This window comes from Cellulomonas sp. ES6, from assembly GCF_030053835.1.
GTDB lineage: Bacteria > Actinomycetota > Actinomycetes > Actinomycetales > Cellulomonadaceae > Cellulomonas.
Genome location: NZ_CP125655.1, coordinates 92,764 through 118,303 on the forward strand (window position 1 = coordinate 92,764; position 25,540 = coordinate 118,303).

Below are 25,540 nucleotides of genomic sequence, written 5' to 3' on the forward strand. Positions count from 1 at the left end.
GCCCCGGACCTGCTCCGCCCGGGGCCCCGGGCCCAGGCCCGGTCCCAGGTCCGGCGCCCCACGGCGCACTACCTTGTGACTCGGTTCGCAAAGTCGTCCGGCGCCGGTACCGAACCCGTCGCGCGCGGTACGCAAGGCCGAGGGGCGGCCTACCCAAGCGCGACCGGGCGGCGCGCGAGCGCCCCGAGCGGCCCCGCGGACCCGGCAGGTTGTCCCGTGATCGCCCCGACACGGGAGTCGGGGCTCGCTGAGGAGGGCGTCGGATGTCGCGCAGGACTATCGGCTCGGCCGACCGGGAGGTCGGGGCGGCGGGGCTCAGCCCGGCCCGTCGATGGATCGTGCTGATCCTGGTCAGCATGGGCAGCTCCACCATCTATGCCCCGGCCTACCTGAAGAACACCTTCTACGACGCGCAGCTCGAGTCGCTGCACCTGACCAACACGCAGGTCGGGCAGCTCATGAGCGCGTACGCCTGGACCGCCGTCGCGGTCTACCTGTTCTCCGGCCTCATCGCCGACCGGGTGCGCATGCGCACGCTGTCCGCCACCGGCTTCTTCACGACCGCGGCGCTGACGTTCTGGTACGCGATGCTGCCGTCGTTCGGCGTGCTGATCGGGATCTTCATCGGCATGGGCCTGTCCACGATCCTGCTGTGGTGGGGCGTGCGGTACAAGCTCGTGCGGCTGGTCTCCACCGAGGAGGACTACTCGCGCTCGATCGGCATCAGCTACGGGTTCTACGGCGCGGCCGGCCTGCTGATCGGCGTCATCGGCACGTGGGTGCTGTCGGCATTCGCCGACGACGCGCAGGGCGCGTTCCGGACCTTCCTGCTGGTCATCGGCGCGATGATCGCGCTGCTCGGCGTGCTGTCGCTGGTGTTCATCCCGCGGTTCGAGGGTGAGATCAGCGGCGAGGGCTCCGTGCGGGCCGTGCTCGTCGACGCCTGGCGGGCGCTGGCCAACCCGGTGGTGCTGCTGACGTCCGGCTGCCTGTTCTTCGTCTACTTCTTCTACACCTGCACGTCCTACACGGCGCCGTACATGACGGCGCTCGGCGCGGACGCCACGGTCACCAACGCGGTCTCGGTCGTGCGGACCTACGGCATCACCCTGCTCGCCGGCCCGCTGTTCGGGATGCTCGCCCACAAGGCGAAGAAGTCCTCGCTGGTGATCTGGATCGGCTCGGCGCTCGCCGCCGTCGCGTTCGGCGTCGTCGCGGCGCTGCCGGGCGAGGAGGGCAGCATCGTCGCGATCGCGGTGCTGGCGGTCGCGCTCGGGTTCATCGCCAACGGCGTGTTCGGCATCTGCTCCGGCATGCTGACCGAGGGCAAGGTGCCGCTCGCGGCGTTCGGCGCGGCCACCGGCGTGCTGTCGGTCATCGGGTTCCTGCCCGACACGTTCTCCTCGATCTGGCTCGGCTCGATCCTGGACGACGCGGAGGCCGCGGGCGACGTGACGACCGCGTACCCGACGGTGTTCCTCATCCTCGCCGCGATCGCCGTGGTGGCCGCGCTGGCCGCGCTCGCCCTGCAGCTCTACGTGCGCTCGCACCGGGGCCGCCTGGAGGCCGCGTACGCCGCGGGCGCCGGGGACACCACGGGCGCCGCGGCGGTGGGGGCGGCGGCCTGATGGCGGCGGTCGACGTGCTGGCGCGCCTCACCCCGGGGATGCGGGAGGTCCTGGAGATCCAGGCCGACCTCGCGGCCCGGCTGGCCCGGCCCGGGTCCGACCTGGAGGTGCTGCGGGCGAACTACGCCGCTGAGCACCGCTGGTGGAACGAGGGCGGGCCGCGGATGGCGCGCAGCACGTCGGCCGTCGTGGCCACCCCGCACGGGCCGGTGCCCGTCCGGGTGCACCACCCCGAGCCCGTCCCCGGGGACCCGGGTCCGGCCGGCACGGTCGTCTACCTGCACGGCGGCGGGTTCGTGCTCGGGGACCTGGACTCCTACGACCGCATCCTGCGCGAGCTCGCCGCGGCCGGCGGCGCGGTGGTGGTCGGCGTCGCGTACAGCCTCTCGCCGGAGGCCAAGGTGCCGCAGGCCGTCGAGGAGGCGGCGGCCGTCGTGCGGCACCTCGCGGCCCACCCCGGCGACCTGGGTGTCCCGCCCGGGCCGGTCGCCCTGGCCGGTGACTCGGCGGGCGCGTCGATCGCCCTGGCGACGGCCCTGCACCTGCGGGCCGCCGACGGGCCGCGACCGTCCGCGCTGCTGCTCTGGTACGGCCTGTACGGGCTGCGCGACTCCGCATCGCGGCGCCTGCTGGGCGGCCCGTGGGACGGGCTCGCCCCGGAGGACCTGGCGTTCTACACCGCGGCCTACACCGCGGGCCCGGACGACCTCACCGGCCCGGCGGTCGACTGCCTCGGCGCCGACCCGGACCTGCTCGCGTCGCTGCCGCCGACCTACGTGGCCGCGACCGACCTCGACCCGCTGCTGGACGACTCCGTGGCCCTCGCCGGGCTGCTGGAGCACCACGGCGTGCCGCACCGCCTGCACGTGCTGACCGGCGTGCTGCACGGCTTCCTGCACTGCTCCCGGACGCTGCCCGAGGCCCGGGAGGCCCTGGCGGCGGGCGCCGCGTTCCTGCGCGCGCACCGCCTGCCCGCGCACCACCCCCTGGAGAACCGAGAGGCCCACCGATGGATTTCCGACTGACCGAGGACCAGCAGCTGATGGTCCAGGCCGTCCGCGAGCTGATGGAGAGCGAGAGCTGGGAGCCGTACTTCGCGCAGTGCGACGCCGAGCACGCCTACCCGCAGCGCTGGGTCGCCGCGCTGTGCGGGCTGGGGGTCGACACGATCCTGCTGCCCGAGGAGCACGGCGGGCTCGACGCCGGCTGGACGACCGTCGCGGCGGTCTGGGAGGAGCTAGGCCGCCTGGGCGCACCCACGTACGTGCTGTACCAGCTGCCGACGCTGCGCACCGTGCTCGAGGTCGGCACGCCCGAGCAGATCGAGCGGATCCTGTCCTACGTCGGGACCGGCAGGCAGATCTGGAACTTCGCGATGACCGAGCCGGGCGCCGGCTCCAGCTTCGCCGCGATGTCCACCACGTACACGCGTCGCGACGGCAAGGTCTACCTCAACGGCCACAAGACGTTCATCACCTCGTCCCTGGGCGTGGACCAGCTCGTGGTCATGGCGCGCGACGCCGACGACATGGACCAGTACACCGAGTGGTTCGTCGACCTGTCGCTGCCCGGGATCACGCGCGAGCCGCTCGACAAGCTGGGCCTGCGCATGGACTCGTGCTGCGAGATCTACTTCGACCAGGTGGAGCTGCGCGAGGAGGACCGGTTCGGCGGCGAGGGGCAGGGCTTCGCGCGGACCGTCGCGGACTTCGACCTGGAGCGGTTCCTCGTGGCGGCGTGCGACTACGGCTGGGCGCTGTGCGCGTTCGAGGACGCCGTGCGGTACGCCAACCAGCGCGAGCAGGGCGGGCAGGCGATCGGCCGCTACCAGCTCGTGCAGGACAAGATCGCCCGGATGCGCATCGCGCTCACCACCATGCGCGCGATGGTCTACGAGACCGCCTGGAAGGCCGACCACGGCCTGCTCGGCAAGGGCGACGCGTCGATGGCCAAGCTGTACTGCACGCAGGCGGCGGCGCAGGTCGTCGACGACGCGATCCAGGTGCTGGGCGGCATCGCGGTGACCGGCGCCCACCGGGTCGCCCGGTTCTACCGCGACCTGCGCGTGGAGCGGATCTCCGGGGGCACCGACGAGATGATGGTGCTCACCGTCGCCCGCGCGGCGCTCAAGGAGTACCGGTGAGCGCCGCCGGGGGCGCCGTCCCCGAGTTCGGCGTGCTGTCCGGCGTGAAGGTCGTCTACGCGGCCGTCGAGATCGCCGCGCCCACGGCCGCCGCGCTGATGGCCGAGTGGGGCGCCGACGTGGTGTGGATCGAGAACACCCGCACGGGCGACTCGATGCGCGACACCGCCTGGGTCAAGGAGATGGAGCGCCGCAACCAGCGGTCCGTCGCCCTGAACCCGTTCACCGACCAGGGCCGCGAGGTGCTGCTGGACCTGGTCGCGGACGCCGACATCTTCATCGAGTCGTCCAAGGGACCCACGTACGCCCGGCGCGGCATCACCGACGAGCTGCTCTGGGAGCGCAACCCCGCGCTCGTCATCGTGCACGTGTCCGGCTTCGGCCAGTACGGCGTGCCCGAGCGCGTGAACCGCGCCGCCTACGACCTCACCGTCCAGGCGTACTCCGGCTACCTCGCGCAGAACGGCACCCCCGAGCAGCCCATGGCGCCGCTGCCGTACGTGGGGGACTACTTCACGTCCGAGATGGTCACGGCGTCGGCGCTCGCGGCCCTGCACAAGGCCCGGACCACCGGGCAGGGCGAGAGCATCGACGTGGCGATGTACGAGGTGATGCTGCGCGTCGGCGCGTACTACCTCATGGACTACCTCAACGCCGGCACCCGCTACCCGCGCCCGGGCGCCCGGCACCCCAACCTGTGCGGCATCGGCGAGTACCGGTGCGCGGACGGGTTCATCGGGCTGTGCGTCTACGGCGTCCCGCAGAACAAGTACCTGCTGGAGCGCATCGGCCTCGGGCACCTGTGGGGGACCGAGGACTACCCGGAGGACACCGCGGCGCTCTGGCTCGACGGGCCCGCGGCGCAGCTCATCGAGGAGCACCTCGACGCGTTCTGCCTCACCCAGAAGGCGCGGGAGCTCGAGGACGAGCTCTCGGCCGTCGGGATCGCGGCGAACGCGGTGCTGGAGTTCGACGACCTGCTGGCCGAGGAGCACGTGGCGCAGCGCGAGGCGATCGTCGACTGGCGCACGCACGACGGCGACCCCGTGCGCGGCGTCGGCATCGTGCCGAAGTTCGTCCGACACCCGGGCCGGATCTGGCGCCCCATGCCGACGCTCGGCATGGACACCGACACCGTGCTCGCCGAGGCGGGGTACGCGCCGGAGCGCATCGAGCGCCTGGCGGCCGACGGGACGATCCGGAGAGGGTGAACGACGCGGGCCCGGGGCGTCGTCCCCGGGCCCGGCACGACCATGGACACTGCACGCGAGGAGACGCTCGGCGACCTGTGGCACGCCCAGGTGCGCCGGCGGGGCGACCACCCGTTCCTGGTGGCCGAGGACGCCGCGGGCGCGGTGCGCACGTTCGGCTACGCCGACTTCGACGCCCTCGTGGCGTCCGCGGCCGCCGCGCTGCGCCGGCTCGGGGTCGGCCCCGGGGACGCCGTGGTGCTGCACCTGCCGCTGGGCGCCGAGCTGGTGCGCCACCTGCTGGCCGTCATGGTCTCCGGCGCGGTCGCGGTGGTGCAGGACCCGGGCAGCCCGGCGCCGGAGTGCGCGCACGTGGCGCAGCGGGTCCGGGCGCGGCTCGCCGTCTGCACGCCGGAGGCGGCCGGGCGGTACGCGGGGGTGCCCGGGCTGCGGGTCGTGGGGCCGGCGGCCGCGGGCGCGGTGGGCGTCGACGCGGTGGGCGCGGCGGGCGCACCCGGGACCGGGGAGCCCCTCGGCGCCGGCGTGACCGGGAGCGACACCGCCGGGGTGGTGTTCACGTCCGGGTCGACCGCCACCCCCAAGGGCGTCGTCCTCACCCACGCCAACCTGGTGTTCTCCGGGCGGTTCGTGCAGTGGCAGGCCGCGCTCACCCCCGCCGACCGGCTGCTGACGACCATGCCCGCCTGCCACGTGAACTTCCAGCTCAACGCGCTGCTGCCGGTGGTCGCGGCCGGCGCCACCCTGGTGGTCGTCGAGCGGTACTCGGCGCGGCGGTTCTGGCACCAGGTGCAGGCGCACCGCGCCACCGTCGTGCAGTCCATCGCGATGATCGTGCGCACCCAGCTGTGCCGGCCCGTCGAGCCGGGGGAGCGGGACCACGACGTCCGCGAGATCCTGTACTACCTGCCGCTGCCCGACGCCGAGAAGCTGGAGTACGAGCGCCGCTTCGGCGTCCGGCTGCTCAACTCGTACGGCACCAGCGAGTGCCTGGTCGGGGCGATCACGGACCCGCCCGCCGGCGAGCGGCGCTGGCCGTCCGTCGGCCGCGTCGGCCCGGGCTACGAGGCGCGCGTCGCGGGGCCGGACGGTCGCGCGCTGCCGCCCGGCGAGCCGGGGGAGATCCAGCTCCGCGGCGAGCCCGGCGTCAGCCTCATGGCGGGGTACCTCGACGACCCGGAGTCCACCGCGGCGGCGTACGACGCCGACGGCTGGATGCGCACGGGCGACCTCGGGTACGTGGACGCCGACGGCTGGTACTACTTCCTGGACCGGCGCTCGCGGATCATCAAGCGCGGCGCGGAGAACGTCTCCCCGGCGCGCGTCGAGGCGGTGCTGCTCGCGCACCCCGGCATCGCGCAGGCCGCGGTCGTCGGCGTCCCCGACGCGGTCTACGACGAGGCGGTGCTCGCCGTCGTCGTCCCGCGGCCCGGCGTCGCGCTCACCGAGGCGGACGTCCGCGCCCACTGCGCCGCGCACCTGCCGGCACCCGCCGTCCCCGGCACCGTCCAGGTCGCGGACCGGCTGCCGCGCACCGCCAGCTACAAGGTCGCCACCGGGGCGCTGTCCGCCCGCGCGGCCGCCCGGGCCTCTGGCACCGCGGGGCGCGCCCGGGGCGCCCGGCCCGCCGAGGGCGCCCGGCCCGCCCGGTCCTGACCCGCACGACCCCGCACCACCCCGTACGTCCCCGCACCACCCGCACCGATGGAGGAGCAGCACGACATGGCGATCAAGACCGAGATGGTCGGGCAGTGGTTCGGCCCGTTCGAGCGCGAGTACACCACCCGGGACCTCAGCCTGTTCGCGCTCGGGTCCGGGTGCGCCGTGGACGGCCGCACCGACCTGGAGTACGTCTACGAGAAGGGCATGAAGGTGCTGCCGACGTTCGGCGCCATGCCGATCGTCGACTCCGAGGTCACGCGCACCATCGACTACGGCTACGACTACGCCGGGTCCCTGCACTGGAGCTTCGACCTGACGTTCCACCAGCCGATCACCCGGCTCGAGGGCCGGCTGTCGACCCGCGTGCTGCTCAAGGGCCTCTACGACCGCGGCCCGGGCAAGGGCCTGCTCGCCCAGCACGTCGGCGAGACCCGCGACGAGGACGGCACGCTGCTGTTCACGAACGAGTCGTGGGACTGCCTCATCTACGACGGCGGCTGGGGCGGCCCGGCCGCGCCGAAGGACCTCGTGGAGATGCCCGACCGCCCCGCCGACATTGCCGTCGAGGAGCGCATCCCCGAGAACCAGGCGCTCATCTACCGGCTCTCCGGGGACTACCACCCGCAGCACGTGGACTGGGAGTACGCCGCCGCGAACGGCCAGCCCCGGCCGATCCTGCACGCCGTGAGCTTCGCGGGCGTGGTCTGCCGGCACGCCATCCGCTCGCTGTTCCCGGGCGAGCCCGAGCGGCTCCGGCGGTTCAAGACCCGCATCACCGCGCCCGTGCTGCCCGGCTCGACGCTGCGCACCGAGCTGTGGCGCATGGACGAGCACCGGGCGCACTTCCGCCTGGTCGACGCCGACGACCCGACCGCCAAGCCGCACCTCAACTGGGGGGTCGTCGAGTGGAGCTGAGCCCCGGGCGGCAGACGGTGCTGCTCGACGACGTGGGGATGACGCCGTTCCTCAAGCGGGTGACGCTGTTCTCCGCCGGCGGGCCGTTCCTCGACGGGTACGTGCTGTCGATCATCGGGGTCGCGCTCATCCAGCTCACGCCCGCCCTGGACCTCGACGCCCGCTGGACCGCCCTCGTCGGCGTCGCGGCGCTCGTCGGGCTGTTCCTCGGCACGTCGGTCGGCGGCTACCTGACCGACCGCATCGGCCGCAAGCGGATGTTCGTGGTCGACATCATCGGCATCGCGGTCATCTCCGCGGCGACGGCCCTGGTCGCGGAGCCCTGGCAGCTCGTCGCCATGCGGTTCGCCATCGGCGTCGTCATCGGCGCGGACTACCCGATCGCGACGTCGCTCGTCGCCGAGTTCACGCCCCGCCGGCACCGCTCGGTCTCCATGGGGCTGATCGCCGCCGCCTGGTACCTCGGGGCCAACGCCGCCTACCTCGTGGGGTACCTGCTGCTCGACGTCGACGGCGGCTGGCGGTGGATGCTCGCCAGCGCCGTCGTGCCCTGCCTGGTCATCCTCATCGGGCGGTGGGACATCCCCGAGTCGCCGCGGTGGCTGGCCCGCCGCGGCCGGGGCGAGGAGGCGCGCGCCATCGTGCACCGGGTGCTCGGCGCCGACGTGCAGCTCGAGCCCGAACCCGAGCGGACGGAGTCCTACGCCGCCCTGTTCCGCCGCGGCTACCTCGGAAAGGTGCTGTTCGTCGGGACCATCTGGCTCTGCCAGGCGGCACCGATGTTCGCCATCTACACCTACGGGCCGCAGATCATGGGCGAGCTCGGGCTCGGCGAGCGCCAGGTCGCGACGCTCGGCGAGATCGTCATCGGCACGTTCTTCCTCGTGGGCTGCCTGCCCGCCATGCACTGGGCGAACTCGCTCGGCCGCCGCCGGCTGCTCGTCGTCAGCTTCGCGATCATGACCGCGGCGCTCGCGGTGCTCGGCGCCCTGCCGTCGCCCGCGCTGCCGGCCGTCGTCGCGTGCCTCGGGCTGTACGCGTTCTTCTCCGGCGGGCCGGGCAACCTGCAGTGGCTGTACCCGAACGAGCTGTTCCCCACGGAGATCCGCGCCTCCGCCGTGGGCGCCGCGATGGCCGTGAGCCGCATCGGCACGGTCGTGTCCACGTACGTGCTGCCGGGGTTCCTGCTCGCGCACGGGACCCGCGCCACCATGCTCGCCGGCGCCGCGATCTCCGGCCTCGGCCTCGTCGTCTCGGTGCTCGCGGCGCCCGAGACCCGCGGCCTGACCCTCACCGAGTCCGCCGCCCTGCGGCTGGGACCCCCCGGCCGCCGCCGGCCCGCCCCCGACCCCGGCGTGCCGCACCGACCGTGACCCCCGCGGTCACCGACGCAAGGAGAACCAGATGACCATCGTCGTGGCCTGCAAGTGGGCCCCGAACCCCCAGGACGCGTCCGTCGGACCCGACGGCGCCGTGGACTGGGGCCGCGCGAAGCCCGCGGTGTCCGAGTACGACCCGGTGGCCGTGGAGGTCGGCCGGCTGCTGGCCGACGCCACCGGCTCCGAGCTGGTCGGCGTCACGGTCGGCGGCCCCGACGTGGCGTCCGCGCTGGCCCGCAAGTCGCTGCTGTCACGCGGGCTGGACCGGCTGGTCGTGCTGGCGGACCCGGCGCTCGCCGCCGCGGGGACCACCGCGACCGGGCTCGCGCTGGCGGCGCTCGTGCGGCACGTCGGGGAGGTGGACGTGGTGCTCGCGGGCGACGCGTCCGTCGACTCCGGCGCGCAGCTCGTCCCCGCCGTGCTGGCCGGCGCGCTCGGCTGGCCCGCCCTGCTCGGCGTCGGCGCGGTCTCGGCGGTCGACGGCGGCACCGCGTCGCTGACCGTCGAGCGCGCCACCGGGACCGGCTCGGAGGACCTCGCGGTGCGCGGGCCGGTGGTGCTCGCCGTCGCGGCGGACGCCGTCGTCCCGCGCGTCCCCGGGATGAAGGACATCCTGGCGGCGGGCAAGCGGCCGGTCGAGCAGCTCGACCTGCAGACCCTGCCCGTCGAGCTGCCGGCCGGGCCGGACGTCGTCGGCACCGCCCCGCCCGCGCTGCGGGCCCGCCGCCGCCAGGTGGTCGACGCCTCCGACGCGCCCGCCGCCGCCGCCGAGCTCGTGGCGGCGCTGCGCGCCGACGCCGTGATCTGACCGAGGGAGACCCATCGTGACCACCTACATCCTCACCGCGGGCGACGCCCGCATCGGCCGCCTGGTGGAGCTCGCCGCCGGCCCGACCACCGTCGTCGTCGTCGGCGACGGTCGGACCGCCGCCGCCGTGGCCCGCACGCCCGGCGTCGACCGGGTGCTGCATGTCGAGCCCGCTCCCGGCGCCCCCGCGGAGACCTGCGCCGCCGCCGTGGCCGGCCTCGTCGCGGACGCCGCGCCCGCGCTCGTGCTCGCCGCGCCCCGCCCGGCGGACCGCGTGCTCGCGGGCGCCGTCGCCGCCCGCCTGGCCGCGCCCGTCCTCACCATGGTCCGGGCCGTCGAGGTCGCGGACGGCGGCGTCGAGGTGACGCGCTCGGTCTTCGGCGGCATCGCCGAGCGGACCGAGCGCGTCACGGGCCCGGCCGTCGTCGTCACCGACGGCGGCACCGCCGCGGACGGCGGCACCGGCGCGGACGGCGGCACCGCCCCCGTCGTGGACGCCGGGGCCGTACCCGCCGACCCGGCCGTGACCGTGACCGCCACCAGGGTCGCGGAGCGCGCGGCGGTCGACCTGTCCCGCGCCCCGCGCGTGGTCGCGGCGGGCCGGGGCGTGCGGCGCCAGGAGGACCTGGCGCTCGTGGAGGGCCTCGCCGCGGCGCTCGGCGCCGAGGTGGCGTGCTCCCGGCCGCTCGCGGAGGGCGTCGGGTGGCTGCCGCACGACCGGTACGTCGGCGTGACCGGCCAGCACGTCGCGCCCGAGCTGTACGTCGCCGCCGGCGTGTCCGGGCAGCTCCAGCACGTCGTCGGGGCCCGCGGCGCGGGCACCGTCGTCGCCATCAACACCGACCCCGGCTGCCCGTACTTCGCCGAGGCCGACTACTGCGTGGTGGGCGACCTGTACGAGGTGCTGCCGGCGCTCACCGCGGCGCTGGCGGCGCCCGGCCCGGGGGCCGCGTCGTGACCGCCGAGCCGGACTTCGACGTCGTCGTCGTCGGCGCGGGCATCGCGGGCTGCGTCACGGCCTACCGGCTGGCGCAGGCGGGCCGGTCGGTGGCGCTCGTCGAGCGCGGCGCGGCGCCGGGGTCCAAGAACCTGTCCGGCGGGGTGCTGTACTCGCGCGGCCTGGAGGAGGTCTTCCCGGACCTGCTGGAGCGCGCGCCGATCGAGCGCCGCATCACCCGCAACTACCTCCAGCTCCTCAACGCGGAGTCCGCGGTCGGCATCGACTACCAGGACCGCCGGCTCGCGGAGCCCGTGAACGCGGTGACCGTGCTGCGCGCCCGGTTCGACCCGTGGCTCGCCGAGCAGTGCGAGGAGGCCGGCGCCGACCTGCTGAGCGGCGTCCGCGTCGACGGGGTGCTGCGCGAGGACGGCCGCGTCGTCGGCGTCCGCGCCGGGGAGGACGAGCTGCGGGCGCACGTCGTCGTGGCCGCGGACGGGGTGAACTCGTTCCTCGCCCGGAGCGCGGGCCTGCGCGGCCGCGAGCCGCTGCACCACCTGGCGCTCGGGGTGAAGGCCGTCGTCGCGCTGCCCGAGGAGCGGCTGCGCGAGCGGTTCCACCTGACCGGCGACGAGGGCGTCGCGTACGCCGTCGTCGGGGACTGCACGCGCGGGGTCGGCGGGGGCGGGTTCCTCTACACGAACCGCGCGTCGCTGTCCGTCGGGGTGGTGCTGCGCCTGGACGACCTGGTCGCGAAGGGCGAGGACTCCGCGGCGGTGTTCGACCACTTCCTGGCGCACCCGTTCGTGGCGCCGCTGCTCGAGGGCGGGGAGGTGGTGGAGTACGGCAGCCACCTGGTCGCCGAGGGCGGCCTGGCCATGCTCGGCGAGGTCGTCACCGACGGCATGGTCGTCGTGGGCGACGCGGCGGGGCTGACCATCAACACCGGCCTCACCGTCCGCGGGATGGACCTCGCGGTCGCGTCCGGGGTGGCGGCGGCGTCGGCGGTCGGCCGGGCCCTCGACGCGGGCGACACCTCGCGGGACGGACTGGCGGGGTACCGGCGGGAGCTCCTCGGCTCGACCGCCGGGCGCGACCTGCAGACCTACGCCAAGGCGCCGGCCTTCCTGGAGAGGGAGCGGATGTACCACGACTACGGAGCGCTGCTGGGCGACGTCCTGCACCGCGTGTACGACCACGACCTGACGCCGCGCCGGCACCTGCTCGACGTGGCGCGTGCCGAGCTCCGGCGCTCGCCCGTGCGGGTGCGGGACCTGGTCCGCGACGGCCTGGCGGGGGTGCGGGCGCTGTGAGGACGACCTCGGTCCCGGACCGTCTCGCGGCCAACAGCTACGTCACCGACGAGGAGCAGCCGCACATCCGCGTCGACCAGGAGCTCGCGCGCCGCACCGGCTGCGGCGACCGGCTGATCGCCGTCTGCCCCGCGAAGGTCTACTCCCGCGAGGCGGACGGCACGATCGGCGTCGAGCACGCCGCGTGCCTCGAGTGCGGCGCGTGCCTCGCGGTGGCCGACCCCGGCGTCCTGGAGTGGACCTACCCGCGCGGCGGCTTCGGCGTCGCGTTCCGGGAGGGCTGAGCAGCCGGGGCGGGGCGTCTCGTCGCGGGGACGCCCCGCCCCGGCCGGGGGCTCAGCGCTGCGCGCAGGTGAGCCAGGTGCGCGCGGCCCGCGCGAGCCCCTCCCGGGAGTTCACACCGACCTTCCGGCACGCGGACAGGATGTGGTGCTCGACCGTCCGGGCGCTCAGCACCATCCGGGTCGCGATCTCGGGCGAGGACAGGCCCCGCGCCACCAGCACCGCGACCTCGCGCTCCCGCGACGTCAGCCGCACCGCCCGGTCGAACGGCAGGAACAGCCCGCACAGGTCGCGCCCGCGCAGCCCGCCCTGGCTCCACGCGGTGTCCGCCCGCTCGATGGCCGCGGCCGGCTGCCCGTCGGCGAGCAGCCGCACCGCCCGGGCCACGGCGGCGCGGACCGCGAACTGCCGCAGGCCCGCGCGCCGGAGCTCCGGCTCGAGCGCGGCGAGGCGCTCCGGGTCGCCCGACGCGACGGCGGTGGCGAACCCCGCGAGGTGCGTGAGCAGCGGCGCGTCGCTGCGCGAGGCGGCCTCCGCGAGGTGGGCGGCGCGCGCCGGGTCGGGGCGCCGCTCCACCGCCGCGACCCCCGCCACGACGCCCGCGGGCAGGTACCCCGCGTCGAGCCGCTCGACGGCCACCTGCCAGATCCGGTCCGCCGTCCCGGCCGCGACGGCCGGGTCGTCCTCGTCCTGGATCAGCGGGGCGACGAGGTCGCTGGACTGGTACGGGTGCGGCCCGCGGCGTGCCGGGACCGAGCGCGCCTGCACCGCCAGCGACTCCGCGAACTCCCGGTGCCCCTGCCAGGTCGCGGCCTCCGCCGCGAGGGCGATCAGGCCCGTGACGAGCTGCGGCTCCTGCGGGCACGCGGTGCTGAGCGCCAGGGCGTCGCAGGTCAGGGCGTCGAGCTCCATCGCACGCCCCTGCACCGCGAGCGCGAGACCCGCGACCGAGGCGTGCGCCAGCAGCGAGACGGGGTCCAGCTCCTGCCGCGCGCGCTCGACGCCGGCCAGCGCGGTCGCGGCGGCGGCGGAGACGTCGCACGTGTAGAGCAGCGCCAGGCCGCGGGCGGTGCCGGCGATCCACCGGGCCCGCGGGTCGCGCGGCTCGGGCCCGTCCAGCAGCTCCAGCGCCTCCCGGGCGCGTCCCGCGGCCACGAGCGTCTCGGCCCGCACGGCGCGCGCGAGCCCGTCCGAGGGAGCGGGCGCCCGGACCGCGGCGGTCGCGGCCGCCACGACCGGCGCCGGCCCGGCGTCCGGGGACACCGGGGAGCCGCTCGTCAGCGCCAGGTGGTCGAGCACGGCGCCCAGCGCCGGCCCGTGCTCGGGCAGGTCGGCGCCGTGCTCCGCGACCACCAGGGCGGCCGCGGCGGGGGAGCCGGACTCGCGTCCCCGGTAGACGGCGTGGGTGGCCAGGAACGCCGCGCGCTCGTCCGGGTTGCCCCGGTCGGCGCGGGTGCGCTCCAGCACGTGCTCGACCTGGTGCGGGCGGGCGTGGGTGAGCAGCATCGCCTCCAGCAGCTCCGCGCCGGCCGCGGCGTCCGGGTCGGCCTCCCAGCGGCGGCGCGCGTCGCGGCGGCGCTGCTCCCAGCGCTGCGCGATCAGCCGGCGGGCCAGCGGCGCGGCGGTCCGCACGCCGGCGGGGGCCGGGTCCTCGCCCTGGAGCTCCTCGGCGACGCGCGCCCGCACCAGCAGGCCGCGCGTCGTGGCGCTCTCCTGCACCAGGTAGTCGGCGAGCAGCGGCGGGAACACCCCGACCAGCGCGTGCTCGCCGTCGGAGGCCACCTGCACCAGGCCGGACTCCTCGAGCCGCACGAGCGCGGCGGTGCCCGCGAGCCGGCCCGCCGCGGCCAGCGACACCGTCCCGGCGAACGCCAGCACCGTCAGCGCGTCGCGCAGGTCGTCGTCGAGGTCGGCGAGGAACGGCTCGACGGTCTGCGCCAGCGACGTGGTCCACAGGTCGCCCCGGGCCACCCAGAGGCCGTCGCGCACGACGAGGCGGTTCTCGCGCCGGGCGGTGTCCACCAGCGCCTGCACCAGGCCGGGCAGCCCGCCCGTGGCCGCGGCGACGCGCGCCACCGCGGCGGGCTCCACGCCCCGGCCGAGCATCGTGTGCAGCAGCTGGTGCACGCCGGCGAACGACAGCGGGTCGACGGTGACGCGGGCCGCGGGCTGCAGGCCGTCCGCGAGCAGCGCCGCCGCGGTGCCGCCGCCCCGGCCGCACGCGATGACGACGCGGGTGCCCAGTCGCGCCCGGGCCGCGAGCACCGCGCCGACCGTGCCGCTGTCCAGGTCGTCCGCGTCGTCGACCAGCAGCACCGCACCGGGTGCGGCGAGCAGCTGCTCCAGCGACTCCACCGCGGCGCTGAGCACCCGCAGCTGCTGGGGTGCGCTCGGCAGCGCGACGCCGGCCACGGCGAGGGCGCCGAGCGTGCGGTCCCGCAGGGCGCGCACGCCGCGCAGCCGGACCGTGCCGACCCCGAGCGTCGCGAGCCGGTCGGCCACCTGGTCGAGCACGCACGAGCGTCCCGCCGCGCGCATCCCGACCACCTGGACGTGCGTCCCGTCCTGCAGGTAGCCGACGATGCGGGACACGGTGTCCGGGTGAAGCACGACGTCGTCTCTCACGCCCGTCACGCTAGTGACGGGGGAGCGCCCCGGACCGTGTCCAAGGTCCGGGGCACCGGTCGCGTGCGGGTGCTGCGGGCGGGGTCTCAGCCCAGCTCGGACGTCCCCGAGTACAGGTGCAGCACCGGCACGTGCAGCTCGTCGCGCGCCCGGGAGGCCCAGTCGCGGTGGAACGTGTCCTCCAGCGCGTGCGGGTAGGTCACGACGACGACCTCGCGGGCGCCCTCCGACGCCACAGCGGAGCGCAGGGCGGGCAGCGGGTCGTCGTCGACGACGGTGCCCGTGGCGGTCACGCCGGCCGCCGCGAAGGCCGCGAGGCTGTCGGCGAGCTGCTCGGCGGCGTCCGCCGTCGCCTCCGCCGGCTGCGGCTCGCGACCGAGCACGGTGTCGAGCGCCTCGCGGAGCTCGCCGAGGCTGAGCTGGTCCACGAGGGACACGAGCACGTTCCGCTCGGTGTCGGCCGGCACGAGCACGCGGTACGCCAGCGTCTCGCCGTCGTGGAGCGAGAGGATGTGGGCGACGTCCGCCGAGGCCAGGGTGTCCTCCGTGAGGACGAGGATGGTGTCGGTCACGCCGTCGAGACTATCGCCGCGCGAGCGTCCAGCGCCCGAGCAGCATCCCGTCGTGGTGCAGCAGGTGCTCGGGGCGGGCGGCGAGCGGGCCGACCCAGTCCGGCCCCTGTACGGCGCGCAGCGCGGGACCCGCGACCACGAGCGGGCTCGTCGTCAGGCAGAGCTCGTCCACCAGGCCGGCGCGCACCAGGTCCGTCAGCAGCCGCGGGCCGCCCTCCGCGAGGACGCGCGTGAGGCCGTGCCCGGCGAGGGCCGCGAGCGCTGCGGCCAGGTCGACGTGGTCGTCGCCCGCGACGAGCACGCGCTCCGGCCCGAGCTCGTCGCGCAGGGCGTCCAGGCGCGGGCACGCCGCCGAGGTCACGACGTACGGCGGCGGGTCCGTGCCCCGCAGGCCCTCCGGGAGCACGCCGGACGCCGACACCACCGCCAGCGCCAGGGCCGGGTCCTGGCCCCGGGCCGCCCGCGCCGCGCGCAGGTCCGCGGGCACGGACAGCGGCGTGTACCCCTCCGCGCGCGCCGTGCCGGCACCGACCAGCACCACGTCCGCGACCGCCCGCATCACCCGGAACACGCGCCAGTCGGCGGGGCCGTTGATGCTCCGCGACCGCCCGTCGGGCCCCTGCGCGGCGCCGTCCAGCGTCGCGATCATGTTCGCCCGCACCGCCGCCGGGCGCCCGTCCCGGGGGTCGGGGTGGGCGTACAGGGCGTGCAGCTCCGGCTCGTCGCCGCCGGGCGCGAGCACCGCGCCGGCGCAGTCGAGCGGCAGCAGCACGTCCAGGGGCGGAAGCTCGCGAGGCATGCCGGCCAGGCTAGCGGGGCCGCCCCGCCCGGCCACCGCGCCCGGCGCCCGTCCGGCCCGCGTGCCCCTGTGTGGACGCCGCCCGCCCCGCCCCCGAGCCCCCCGCGGGCGCATGCTCGCCGAGAGGCCAGGACACGCCGGGCGTCGCGCGAGATCCCGGGCGTGTCCTGGCCTCTCGGCGTAAGGGGGGCCGGGCGGTGCGGGCGGGCCCGGGCGGTGCGGGAGGGCCGGGAGGGGCGAGCTGGCCGGGCGGGGCGGGCGTGGGCCGGGGCCGCGTGAGCCGGGCGTGGCCCCGGCCCGCGTGCGGCCCGCGGGCGCGGTCTCGCCGCGCGCCGGGTCCCGGCTTAGGCTGTGCGGCCGTGACCTCCACCCCCGCCACGCCGACCACCGCGAGCCTGGCCGACCGCCGACCCGAGGTGGCACCCGACCGGCTGCTCGCGGAGCGCGTCCCGCCGCGGCACTTCGCGCACGAGTCGTTCGACACCTACCGGCCCGACGCGCGCTACCCGAGCCAGCAGGCGGCGCTCGACCGGCTGCGCGAGGTCGCGGGGACGCTCGCCGGCGGCGACGGCGGCGGGGGCCTGCTGCGCCGGCTGCGGCGCCGTCCCGCGGCCGTGCCCGCGGTGTACCTGGACGGCGGGTTCGGCGTCGGCAAGACGCACCTGCTGGCGTCGCTGGCCACCGCCGTCGGCTCGGAGGCCTCGGCCTACGGCACGTTCGTCGAGTACACGAACCTGGTCGGCGCCCTCGGGTTCCGGCCGACCGTCGACGCCCTCGCGACCCGGCGCCTGGTGTGCATCGACGAGTTCGAGCTCGACGACCCCGGCGACACGGTGCTCATGTCCCGGCTGCTGCGCGAGCTCACCGACCGCGGGGTGGCGCTGGCGGCCACGTCGAACACCCTGCCGGAGTCGCTGGGCGAGGGCCGGTTCGCCGCCGACGACTTCCTGCGGGAGATCCAGGACCTGGCCGGGCGGTTCGAGGTGCTGCGCATCGACGGGCAGGACTACCGGCAGCGCGCGGTCGTCACGGACGCCCCGGGGCTGGACGACGCGGCGGTGCGGGACGCGGTCGCCGGGGCGCCGGCCGCGACGCTCGACGACTTCGGGTCGCTGCTGCGGCACCTGGCCACCGTGCACCCGTCCCGGTACGGGGCGCTGCTGGACGGTGTGGACCTGGTGGGCCTGACGGGCGTCGGGCCGGTGCCGGACCAGGACGTGGCCCTGCGCCTGGTGGTGCTGGTGGACCGGCTGTACGACCGCGACGTCCCGGTGCTGCTGGGCGGCGCGGGGGAGTCGGCGCTGTTCACCGGGCAGATGCTCGCGGGCGGGTACCGCAAGAAGTACTTCCGCGCGCTGTCCCGCCTGGGCGCCCTGGCGGAGCGCGGCCGCGAGGAGGCCGCGGCCCGCGCGTAGCCCGGACCCCCGGGCCGGGTCAGGCCAGGACGGCCACCGAGCGCGGGCCCACGACGACCTGGGCGGTGCCGTCCGGGGCGGGGGACAGCAGCCGGGCCGTCGCCCATGTCGCGAGGACGCGCAGGTCCGCGCGGTCGGTGCCCAGGGGGACGACGCGCTCAGTGCCCGCGAGGTTCACCACCACCCGGGCGCCCCCGCGGTGCAGGACGAGCCAGTCGCCCCAGGGGCCGTCGGCGCCACCGGGTGCGTCCGCGCCCTCCGGCGCCCACGTGAGGTCCGTCGCGGCGCGGTCGCCCGACCCCAGGTCCGGGACCTCCCGCCGCAGCTCCACCAGCCGCCGGTACCAGTCGAGCATCCGCGCGTGGCCGGGCAGCGCCGGCTCGTCCCAGTCGAGGCGGCTGGCCTCGACGCCCGCGGGGTCCTGCGGGTCGGGCACGCGGAACGTCTCCTCGTCCCGGCCGTACATCGCGGCCCAGCCGTGGCCGCCGAACTCCCGGGCGCGGCCCTCGCGGACGGCCTGGGCGAGCTCGGGCTCCGGGTGGTCGGTCATGTAGAGCCAGGGCGTGCGCGCGCCCCACTCCTCGCCCATGAACAGCATCGGCGTGAACGGGGACAGCAGCACGAGCGCGGCCTCGGCGGCGAGGGCGCCGTCGTCCAGCGCGGCGGACGGCCGGTCGCCGAGCGCGCGGTTGCCGACCTGGTCGTGGTCCTGCCCGAACACGACGAACCGGTGCCCGTCGACGTCCGGCGGCACCGGGCGCCCCCAGTCGCGCTCCCGGAAGGTCGAGTACGTCCCGTCGTGGACGAACACGTCGCGCAGCGCCTTGCGGAGCGTCGCGGGCGACCCGAAGTCGACGTAGTACCCGTGACGCTCGCCGGTCAGGAGCGCGTGCAGCGCGTGGTGCACGTCGTCGGCCCACTGCGCGGTCATGCCCCAGCCGCCGTCCGCCGTGGGCGTCACGGACACGGGGTCGTTGAGGTCGACCTCGGCGATCAGCGACAGCGGCCGGCCCACCTCCGCGGCCAGCGCGGCGACCTCGTCGGACAGGTCCGCGAGCACGTGCCGCGGGGACTCGTCGACGAGGGCGTGCACGGCGTCGAGCCGCAGGGCGTCCACGTGGAAGTCCCGCAGCCACCGCAGCGCGCTGTCGAGGATCCAGCGGCGCACCTCGCCGGCGTCGTCCCCGTCGAGGTTCACGGCGGCGCCCCAGGGCGTGTGGTGCGCCTCGGTGAAGTACGGGCCGAACTCGCCGAGGTAGTTGCCGGACGGCCCCAGGTGGTTGTGGACGACGTCGAGGCAGACAGCCACGCCCGCGGCGTGCGCGGCGTCGACGAAGCGCTGCAGCGCGGCGGGCCCGCCGTAGGGCTCGTGCACCCCGTACAGCCCGACGCCGTCGTAGCCCCAGCCGTGCACGCCGTTGAACGGCGCGACCGGCAGCAGCTCGACGACCTGCACGCCGAGCCCCGCCAGGTGCTCCAGCCGGGCGGCGGCCGCGTCGAGCGTGCCCTCCGGCGTGAAGGTCCCCACGTGCAGCTCGTAGAGCACGGCGCCGCGCACGTCGAGCCCGGCCCAGCCGGCGTCGGACCAGTCGTGGCGCGTCGCGTCGAACACCCGGCTGGGCCCGTGGACGCCGTGCGGCTGCCAGGGGCTGCGGGGGTCGGGGCGCGGGTCCCCGCCGTCGAGCACGAAGGCGTAGTCGGTGCCGTGCGGCAGGTCCCGGTCGGGGGTCCACCAGCCGTCCGCGCCGCGGGTGAGGGGCACGGTCTCCGCGCCGCCGTCGTCCGCGGCGGGCAGGTGCAGCGCCACGCTGCCGGCGTGCGGCGCCCAGACGGCGCCAGCGGGCCGCGGGGAGGGTGCCGGGGTGGTCGCGCTCACGCGTCCGTCCTCCTCACGAGCAGGGCGACCGGCATCCGGTCGAGCAGGCCGGCGAGCTGCTGCACCCCGCCGGGCACGCTGCGGTCGGCGAGCACGTCGTGCCACTCGCCCTCGGGCAGCGCCACGGTGTGGTCGTCCCAGCCGCCGAGCCGGTCGACCGTCGCGGCCAGGCGCGTCGCGAGCACCGCGACCCGCGGCTCCCCGTCGGCGGTGCGCGCGTAGGTCAGCACGTGGCCGGACGAGTGGGCGAGCGGCACGAGGCCCGCGCCCGGCCCCACGAAGGCCTCCGGCACGTCCCGGCGCAGCCGCAGCGCGCGCGAGGTCACCAGCAGCTTCTCGTCCGCGAGGTCGCGCGCGCCGGCACCCTCGTCCAGCCGGGCGAGCCGCGCGGCGAGCGCCTCGGCGTCGACGGGCCGCCGGTTGTCCGGGTCGACGAGGGCCACCGCGGGGACCTCGGTGCCCTGGTACACGTCGGCGACACCGGGCAGCGTGAGCTGCACGAGCTTCTGCCCGAGCGTCGCCGCGCGGACGGCGGTCCGGGTGCGGTGCTCCCACTCGGCGAACAGCCCGGCGACGCGGTCGTCGGCCAGCGCCTGCGACGCGGCGTCCAGCACGGCCCGCTCGTACGCCTCGTCGGGCGCGGTCCAGGAGGTGCGGTCCTTCGCCTCCCGCACCGCCTTCGTGAGGTACTCCGCCAGCCGGTCGCCGGCGAGGGGCCCGTCCGCGGTCCACGTGCCGGCGAGCGTCTGCCAGAGCAGGTTCTCCGTGCGGCCGTCCAGCAGGGACGACCGGTACGGCGCGGACGCGGCGCGCAGCCGTCCCACCAGGTCCGCCCACTCGACCGGCAGCTCGGACAGCACCCCCAGGCGGGCGCGCACGTCCTCGCTGCGCTTGGTGTCGTGCGTCGACAGGGTCGTCATCCCCAGCGGCGTCTGCTGCTGGGCGCGGGCGGCCCACGCGAGCAGCTCGGTGGGCGACAGGGCGAACCGGTCCGGCTCGCCCCCGACCTCCGTGAGCGAGACCAGGTGCGTCCAGCGGTAGAACGCGGTGTCCTCGACGCCCTTGGCCATGACGGCGCCGCAGGTCTGCTGGAACCGCACGACCAGCTCGTCCCGGCGCGGGTCGCGCGTCCGGCCGGCGCTGCCGACCTCGCGCCCGAGCAGCAGGTCCACGAGCACGTCCATGGTCGCGGCGCGCTCGGGGGAGAGCCGGTCGCGGGCGGTGCGCGCGGCGTGCTCGAGCACCTCGACGTCCGCCGGGTGCGGCGTCCGGCCCGGCACCACGTAGGCCCGGTACCGGTCCATCGCGACCAGCAGCTCCACCAGGCAGTCGTGCAGGGACCGCCAGGTGTGGTCCCGCAGCCGCAGGTCGTCGCGGCAGACCTCCGCCGCGAGCTCGGTCAGGCGGTACACCTCGGCGTACAGGGCCCGGTCGACGATCTGCCGCTTGGCGGTGTCGACGATCTCGGGCAGCGCGTCGGACGTGTCGCCGGAGAGCCGGTGCAGCAGGGCGCCCAGGCGCGCGCCGCCGCCCGGGTCGACGAACGTCTGCTGGATGCGCCACAGCGCCTCGTAGCCGGTGGTGCCGGCCGTCGACCAGTCCGCGGGCAGCTCCTCCTCGCCCTGCAGGATCTTCTCGACGACGACCCACGCGCCGCCGGACCGCTCCCGCAGCCGGTCCAGGTAGCCGCCGGGGTCCGCGAGGCCGTCCGGGTGGTCGATCCGCAGCCCGTCGACGACGCCCTCGTCGAGCAGGCGCAGCACCAGGGCGTGCGTGGCGTCGAACACGTCGGGGTCCTCGACGCGGACGGCCGCGAGCGTGCCGACGTCGAAGAACCGGCGGTAGTTCAGCTCCTCGTCGGCCACCCGCCAGTACGCGAGCCGGTAGTGCTGCCGCTCGAGCAGCTCGGCCAGCGGCAGCGCCTCGGTGCCCGGGCGGACCGGGAACACGTGGTCGTAGTAGCGCAGCACCGGCTGCGGCTCCTCGCCGTGCCCCGGGACGACCTCGTGCTCGAGCCGCAGCTCGCCGGACGCCAGCACGGCGCCGATCCGGTCGCCGAGCACGGGCATGAGCACGTCGCCCTCGCCCGCGGACCAGTCCACGTCGAACCAGGACGCGTACGGCGACGCGGGTCCCTCGGCGAGCACCGACCACAGCGCGCGGTTGTGCCACGCCGGGGTGGGGACGGCCATGTGGTTCGGGACGATGTCGAGCACGAGCCCCAGGCCCGCGGCGTGGGCCGCGTCCGCGAGGCGGCGCAGCCCGTCCTCACCGCCGAGGACGGGGGAGACGGTGTCGTGGTCGACGACGTCGTAGCCGTGGGTGGAGCCGGGTGCGGCGGTCAGCACCGGCGACAGGTACACGTGCGTCACCCCGAGGTCGGCGAGGTACGGCACGCGGGCCGCGACGTCGTCGAACGTGAGGTCGGCCCCCAGCTGGACGCGGTACGTCGACGTCGGGACGGGCCGGTCCGGTGCCGGCAGCCGGCGCGACGGGGTGCGGGCCTCGGGGCCGCGGTCGACGGTCACGCGCCACCGCCCGTCCGCGTCGCCGGCGGGCCGTCCTCCTGCGGGGTCGGCGGTTGCGCGCCGGCCGGGAGCGTCGTCGTCGCCGGCGCCTGCGTCACGGGGTCCACCGCCTGCACCGGGGGGCGCACGAGCACGACCGTGGAGCGGTGCTCGAGGCGCACGTCGACCCCGGCCGCGAGCTCGTCGCCGGGTGTGAGCTGGTGGTCGGTGTCGAGCGCCACGGTCCACGTCTCGCCGTAGTCGGCGCCCGGGAGGGTGAACGTCGTCGGCTCGGGCTGGGCGTTGAACAGGACCAGGAACGAGTCGTCGACGATCTCCTCGCCGCGCAGGTCCGGCTCCGCGATGGCGTCGCCGTTGAGGAACACCATCACCGACCGCGCGAGGGCCTCCTGCCACTGCGCGTCGGACATGTGCTCCCCGGCGGGCGTGAACCACGCGATGTCCCGCAGGTCCGACTCCCCGCCGCGCTCGGGCGCCCCGGCGAAGAACCGGCGCCGGCGGAACACGGGGTGGTCGCGGCGCAGGTGCACGACGCGGCGGGCGAACTCCAGCAGCGTCGTGCGGCGCTCGTCGAGGTCCCAGTCCACCCACGACAGCTCGTCGTCCTGGCAGTACACGTTGTTGTTGCCCTGCTGGGTGCGGCCCAGCTCGTCGCCGTGCGCGATCATCGGCACGCCCTGGGACAGCAGCAGGGTGGTGAGGAAGTTGCGCTGCTGCCGGCCCCGCAGGTCGAGCACCTCGGGGTCGTCCGTGGGGCCCTCGACGCCGCAGTTCCAGGACCGGTTGTGGCTCTCGCCGTCGCGGTTGCCCTCGCCGTTGGCGTCGTTGTGCTTCTCGTTGTACGACACGAGGTCGGCGAGCGTGAAGCCGTCGTGCGCGGTGACGAAGTTGACGCTCGCGATCGGCCGGCGGCCGGAGTGCTCGTACAGGTCCGCGGAGCCGGACAGCCGGCTGGCGAACTCGGCCAGCGTCGACGGCTCCCCGCGCCAGAAGTCCCGCACGGTGTCGCGGTACTGCCCGTTCCACTCCGACCACAGCGGGGGGAACCCGCCGACCTGGTAGCCGCCGTCCCCGAGGTCCCACGGCTCCGCGATGAGCTTGACCTGGGAGATGATCGGGTCCTGCTGCACGATGTCGAAGAACGCGCTCAGCCGGTCGACCTCGTGGAACTGCCGGGCCAGCGTCGCCGCGAGGTCGAACCGGAACCCGTCGACGTGCATGTCCTGCACCCAGTAGCGCAGCGAGTCCATGATCAGCTGCAGCACGTGCGGCGAGCGCATGAGCAGCGAGTTGCCGGTGCCCGTCGTGTCGAAGTAGTGCGCCTTGTCCTCGTCCACCAGCCGGTAGTACGACGCGTTGTCGATCCCGCGGAACGACAGGGTGGGGCCCAGGTGGTTGCCCTCGGCGGTGTGGTTGTAGACGACGTCGAGGATGACCTCGATGTCGGCGGCGTGGAGCTCCTTGACCATCGCCTTGAACTCCTGCACCTGCTGCCCGGTGCTGCCGAACGCGGCGTACCCGTTGTGCGGCGCGAAGAACCCGATCGTGTTGTAGCCCCAGTAGTTCGACAGCCCGCGCTCCTGCAGCGCCGGGTCGTTGACGAACTGGTGCACCGGCATGAGCTCGACCGCGGTGACGCCCAGCGACGTCAGGTGCTCGATGACGGCCGGGTGCGCGAGGGCGGAGTACGTGCCGCGCATCTCCTCCGGCACCGCGGGGTGCAGCCGGGTCAGGCCCTTGACGTGCGCCTCGTAGATGACCGAGTCGTGGTACTCGTGCTGCGGCGGGCGGTCGTGGCCCCAGTCGAAGTAGGGGTTCACGACCACGGACGTCATGGTGTGTCCGGCGGAGTCGTCGGTGTTCCGCTCGTCCTCGGCGCCGAACGTGTACGAGTACAGCGACGGGTCGCCGGTGATCTGCCCGTCGATGGCCTTCGCGTACGGGTCGAGCAGCAGCTTGGACGGGTCGCAGCGGTGGCCCTGCGCGGGGTCGTAGGGCCCGTGCACGCGGTAGCCGTAGCGCTGCCCGGGCTGGAGCGCCGGGACGTAGCCGTGCCAGACGAACGCGTCGACCTCGGGCAGGTCCACCCGGGTCTCGTTGCCGGAGTCGTCGAACAGGCACAGCTCCACCCGCTCGGCGACGCCCGAGAACAGCGCGAAGTTGGTGCCGCTGCCGTCGTACGTGGCGCCCAGCGGGTAGGGGCGTCCGGGCCAGATCCTCATGCGTGGTCGTCCTTCGGCAGGTGGTGGCGCTGGGCCGGAGGGCCCAGGAGCACAGCGTGCCAGCCGAACCCCCGGGTCCGCAGGACGAACAGGGCCGCCGGGGACGGCCGCGGCCGCGGGGGGAGCGGCTCGCGGCGCCGGCGCGGGCCGACGCGACCCGGGCGCGGCGCGCCCCGGACGGCTCCCGCGGCAGCCGATCGGGGGACCGCGGGCCGGCCCGGGGCCCGGGTTCACCCGGTCCACGGGCTCCGTTCACCCCGACGGACTATCGCAAATCGGGCAAAACGGACGCATGCTCGACCCATGGCGGACGAGGACGAGGCGCGCGTGGTCATCACCAACGCGGACATCGCGGCGGCAAAGCGCGACTGGCAGCTCGCCCGCAGCCGCGGTGACCTCCCCGTGCGCATCGACGCCGCCTACGACCTGTACCGCCGCCTCGTCTCCGCCCAGGCCCAGCAGATCGCCGACACGTTCCGGGAGACGGGGCGGCTGCGCGCCGACCAGGGCTGACCCGGGGCGCGCGGGGAGCAGCCGGCCCGCCCCGGGTCCTGCGCGCCGGACGGGGGCGCCCGGCGGCCGGGTCGGCTACCGCGCCGCGGAGGTCGTCAGCGCGACACCCCGCCCGGCGAGCCGGGTGAGCGCGTCGATGGTCGTCCGGACGCCCACGCCCGCGGTCAGGTCCGTCAGCACGCGCACGTCGAGGCCCGCCGCGAGGGCGTCGAGCGCCGTGGCCGCCACGCAGTGGTCCGTGGCGAGGCCGACGACGTCGACCCCGTCGACGCCGCGGGCGCGCAGGACGTCGGCCAGCCCGGCGTCCTCGCCCTGCACCTGGCCCTCGAAGCCCGAGTAGTCCTGCCGCCCCTGGCCCTTGCGCACGTGCAGCACCCCCTCGGGCAGGCGCAGGGCGGGGTGGTACGCCGCGCCGGCCGTCCCGCGGACGCAGTGCTCCGGCCAGGTGGTCACGTAGTCCGGGTCCGCGGCGACGGCGAAGTGGCCGGCGTTCGAGTCGGGCAGCGGCTCGTGCCAGTCCGCCGTGGCGACCACGACGTCGTAGGACCCCGCGGCGCGGTCGAGGAACGCCGTCACCCCGTGGGCCACGTCCGCACCGCCGGCGACCGCCAGGGCCCCGCCCTCGCAGAAGTCGTTCTGCACGTCCACCACGATCAGCGCCCGGCCCACGGCACCCTCCCCTCGGCGGCACGCCCGGTGCGCGCCGCGCCCCCCA

20 protein-coding genes are annotated in these 25,540 nt (G+C 75.9%); 13 read left to right on the forward strand and 7 right to left on the reverse strand.

What is annotated here, in order from left to right; translation table 11 throughout:
• Positions 1–263: 263 nt before the first annotated feature.
• From P9841_RS00420 to P9841_RS00470, 11 genes are read left to right on the forward strand one after another with little or no spacing between them, the layout of a single operon-like run.
• On the forward strand, positions 264–1,628 hold the full coding sequence (locus tag P9841_RS00420) for an MFS transporter (RefSeq protein ID WP_283320174.1): 1,365 nt from the start codon (positions 264–266) through the stop codon (positions 1,626–1,628).
• Complete coding sequence (locus P9841_RS00425) at positions 1,628–2,653, forward strand: alpha/beta hydrolase fold domain-containing protein (protein WP_283320175.1); 1,026 nt, start codon at positions 1,628–1,630, stop codon at positions 2,651–2,653. Before P9841_RS00420 ends, P9841_RS00425 begins: the two co-directional genes overlap by 1 nt.
• The gene (gene caiA / locus P9841_RS00430) at positions 2,638–3,771 is read left to right on the forward strand and encodes a crotonobetainyl-CoA dehydrogenase (RefSeq protein WP_283320176.1); all 1,134 of its coding nucleotides are present in this window, start codon (positions 2,638–2,640) and stop codon (positions 3,769–3,771) included. Before P9841_RS00425 ends, caiA begins: the two co-directional genes overlap by 16 nt.
• Entirely contained in the window at positions 3,768–4,982 is a 1,215-nt protein-coding gene (caiB, locus tag P9841_RS00435; protein ID WP_283320177.1) for an L-carnitine CoA-transferase, read from the forward strand. Before caiA ends, caiB begins: the two co-directional genes overlap by 4 nt.
• A 42-nt stretch (positions 4,983–5,024) precedes the next feature.
• Complete coding sequence (locus P9841_RS00440; protein WP_283320178.1) at positions 5,025–6,635, forward strand: AMP-binding protein; 1,611 nt, start codon at positions 5,025–5,027, stop codon at positions 6,633–6,635.
• A gap of 48 nt (positions 6,636–6,683) precedes the next feature.
• Positions 6,684–7,556 carry a MaoC/PaaZ C-terminal domain-containing protein gene (locus tag P9841_RS00445; RefSeq protein ID WP_283320179.1) on the forward strand — a complete coding sequence of 291 codons (873 nt, stop codon included), beginning with the start codon at positions 6,684–6,686 and terminating at the stop codon, positions 7,554–7,556.
• Complete coding sequence (locus P9841_RS00450) at positions 7,547–8,929, forward strand: MFS transporter (protein ID WP_283320180.1); 1,383 nt, start codon at positions 7,547–7,549, stop codon at positions 8,927–8,929. Before P9841_RS00445 ends, P9841_RS00450 begins: the two co-directional genes overlap by 10 nt.
• 31 nt (positions 8,930–8,960) lie before the next feature.
• Positions 8,961–9,743, forward strand: coding sequence for an electron transfer flavoprotein subunit beta/FixA family protein (locus P9841_RS00455; protein WP_283320181.1), 783 nt, complete (start codon positions 8,961–8,963; stop codon positions 9,741–9,743).
• A 16-nt stretch (positions 9,744–9,759) separates the two neighbouring features.
• Entirely contained in the window at positions 9,760–10,701 is a 942-nt protein-coding gene (locus P9841_RS00460; protein WP_283320182.1) for an electron transfer flavoprotein subunit alpha/FixB family protein, read from the forward strand.
• Positions 10,698–11,993, forward strand: a complete 1,296-nt coding sequence (locus P9841_RS00465) for an FAD-dependent oxidoreductase (RefSeq protein WP_283320183.1) — start codon at positions 10,698–10,700, stop codon at positions 11,991–11,993. The genes P9841_RS00460 and P9841_RS00465 overlap by 4 nt, the downstream gene beginning before the upstream one ends.
• Positions 11,990–12,277: a ferredoxin family protein gene (locus P9841_RS00470; protein ID WP_283320184.1), complete on the forward strand. Its 288-nt coding sequence runs from the start codon at positions 11,990–11,992 to the stop codon at positions 12,275–12,277. Before P9841_RS00465 ends, P9841_RS00470 begins: the two co-directional genes overlap by 4 nt.
• Before the next feature lie 52 nt (positions 12,278–12,329).
• Here the strand turns inward: P9841_RS00470 and P9841_RS00475 are convergent, their stop codons facing one another.
• From P9841_RS00475 to P9841_RS00485, 3 genes are all read right to left on the reverse strand, one after another.
• Positions 12,330–14,900, reverse strand: a complete 2,571-nt coding sequence (locus P9841_RS00475) for a helix-turn-helix transcriptional regulator (RefSeq protein ID WP_283320185.1) — start codon at positions 14,898–14,900, stop codon at positions 12,330–12,332.
• Between the two features lie 86 nt (positions 14,901–14,986).
• The gene (locus tag P9841_RS00480; RefSeq protein ID WP_283320186.1) at positions 14,987–15,472 is read right to left on the reverse strand and encodes a hypothetical protein; all 486 of its coding nucleotides are present in this window, start codon (positions 15,470–15,472) and stop codon (positions 14,987–14,989) included.
• A gap of 10 nt (positions 15,473–15,482) precedes the next feature.
• Positions 15,483–16,271: a dihydrofolate reductase family protein gene (locus P9841_RS00485; protein ID WP_283320187.1), complete on the reverse strand. Its 789-nt coding sequence runs from the start codon at positions 16,269–16,271 to the stop codon at positions 15,483–15,485.
• Between the two features lie 359 nt (positions 16,272–16,630).
• On the opposite strand from P9841_RS00485, the gene zapE reads away from it, so the two are divergent.
• Positions 16,631–17,686 carry a cell division protein ZapE gene (zapE, locus tag P9841_RS00490; RefSeq protein WP_283320188.1) on the forward strand — a complete coding sequence of 352 codons (1,056 nt, stop codon included), beginning with the start codon at positions 16,631–16,633 and terminating at the stop codon, positions 17,684–17,686.
• A 19-nt stretch (positions 17,687–17,705) separates the two neighbouring features.
• Here zapE and treZ read toward each other — a convergent pair whose 3' ends face one another.
• Genes treZ through glgX form a run of 3 tightly spaced genes read right to left on the reverse strand, consistent with a single transcriptional unit; the run spans position 17,706 to position 24,312 of the window.
• Positions 17,706–19,562, reverse strand: coding sequence for a malto-oligosyltrehalose trehalohydrolase (gene treZ, locus P9841_RS00495; RefSeq protein WP_283320189.1), 1,857 nt, complete (start codon positions 19,560–19,562; stop codon positions 17,706–17,708).
• The gene (gene treY / locus P9841_RS00500) at positions 19,559–22,090 is read right to left on the reverse strand and encodes a malto-oligosyltrehalose synthase (RefSeq protein ID WP_283320190.1); all 2,532 of its coding nucleotides are present in this window, start codon (positions 22,088–22,090) and stop codon (positions 19,559–19,561) included. Before treY ends, treZ begins: the two co-directional genes overlap by 4 nt.
• Positions 22,087–24,312 carry a glycogen debranching protein GlgX gene (glgX, locus tag P9841_RS00505; RefSeq protein ID WP_283320191.1) on the reverse strand — a complete coding sequence of 742 codons (2,226 nt, stop codon included), beginning with the start codon at positions 24,310–24,312 and terminating at the stop codon, positions 22,087–22,089. Before glgX ends, treY begins: the two co-directional genes overlap by 4 nt.
• A gap of 303 nt (positions 24,313–24,615) precedes the next feature.
• Here glgX and P9841_RS00510 point away from each other — a divergent pair, with 303 nt between their 5' ends.
• A complete protein-coding gene (locus P9841_RS00510) occupies positions 24,616–24,825 on the forward strand; it encodes a hypothetical protein (RefSeq protein ID WP_222169522.1) in 210 nt (69 codons plus the stop codon).
• A 75-nt stretch (positions 24,826–24,900) separates the two neighbouring features.
• Here the strand turns inward: P9841_RS00510 and P9841_RS00515 are convergent, their stop codons facing one another.
• Positions 24,901–25,494 carry an isochorismatase family protein gene (locus tag P9841_RS00515; RefSeq protein WP_283320192.1) on the reverse strand — a complete coding sequence of 198 codons (594 nt, stop codon included), beginning with the start codon at positions 25,492–25,494 and terminating at the stop codon, positions 24,901–24,903.
• Positions 25,495–25,540: the final 46 nt, after the last annotated feature.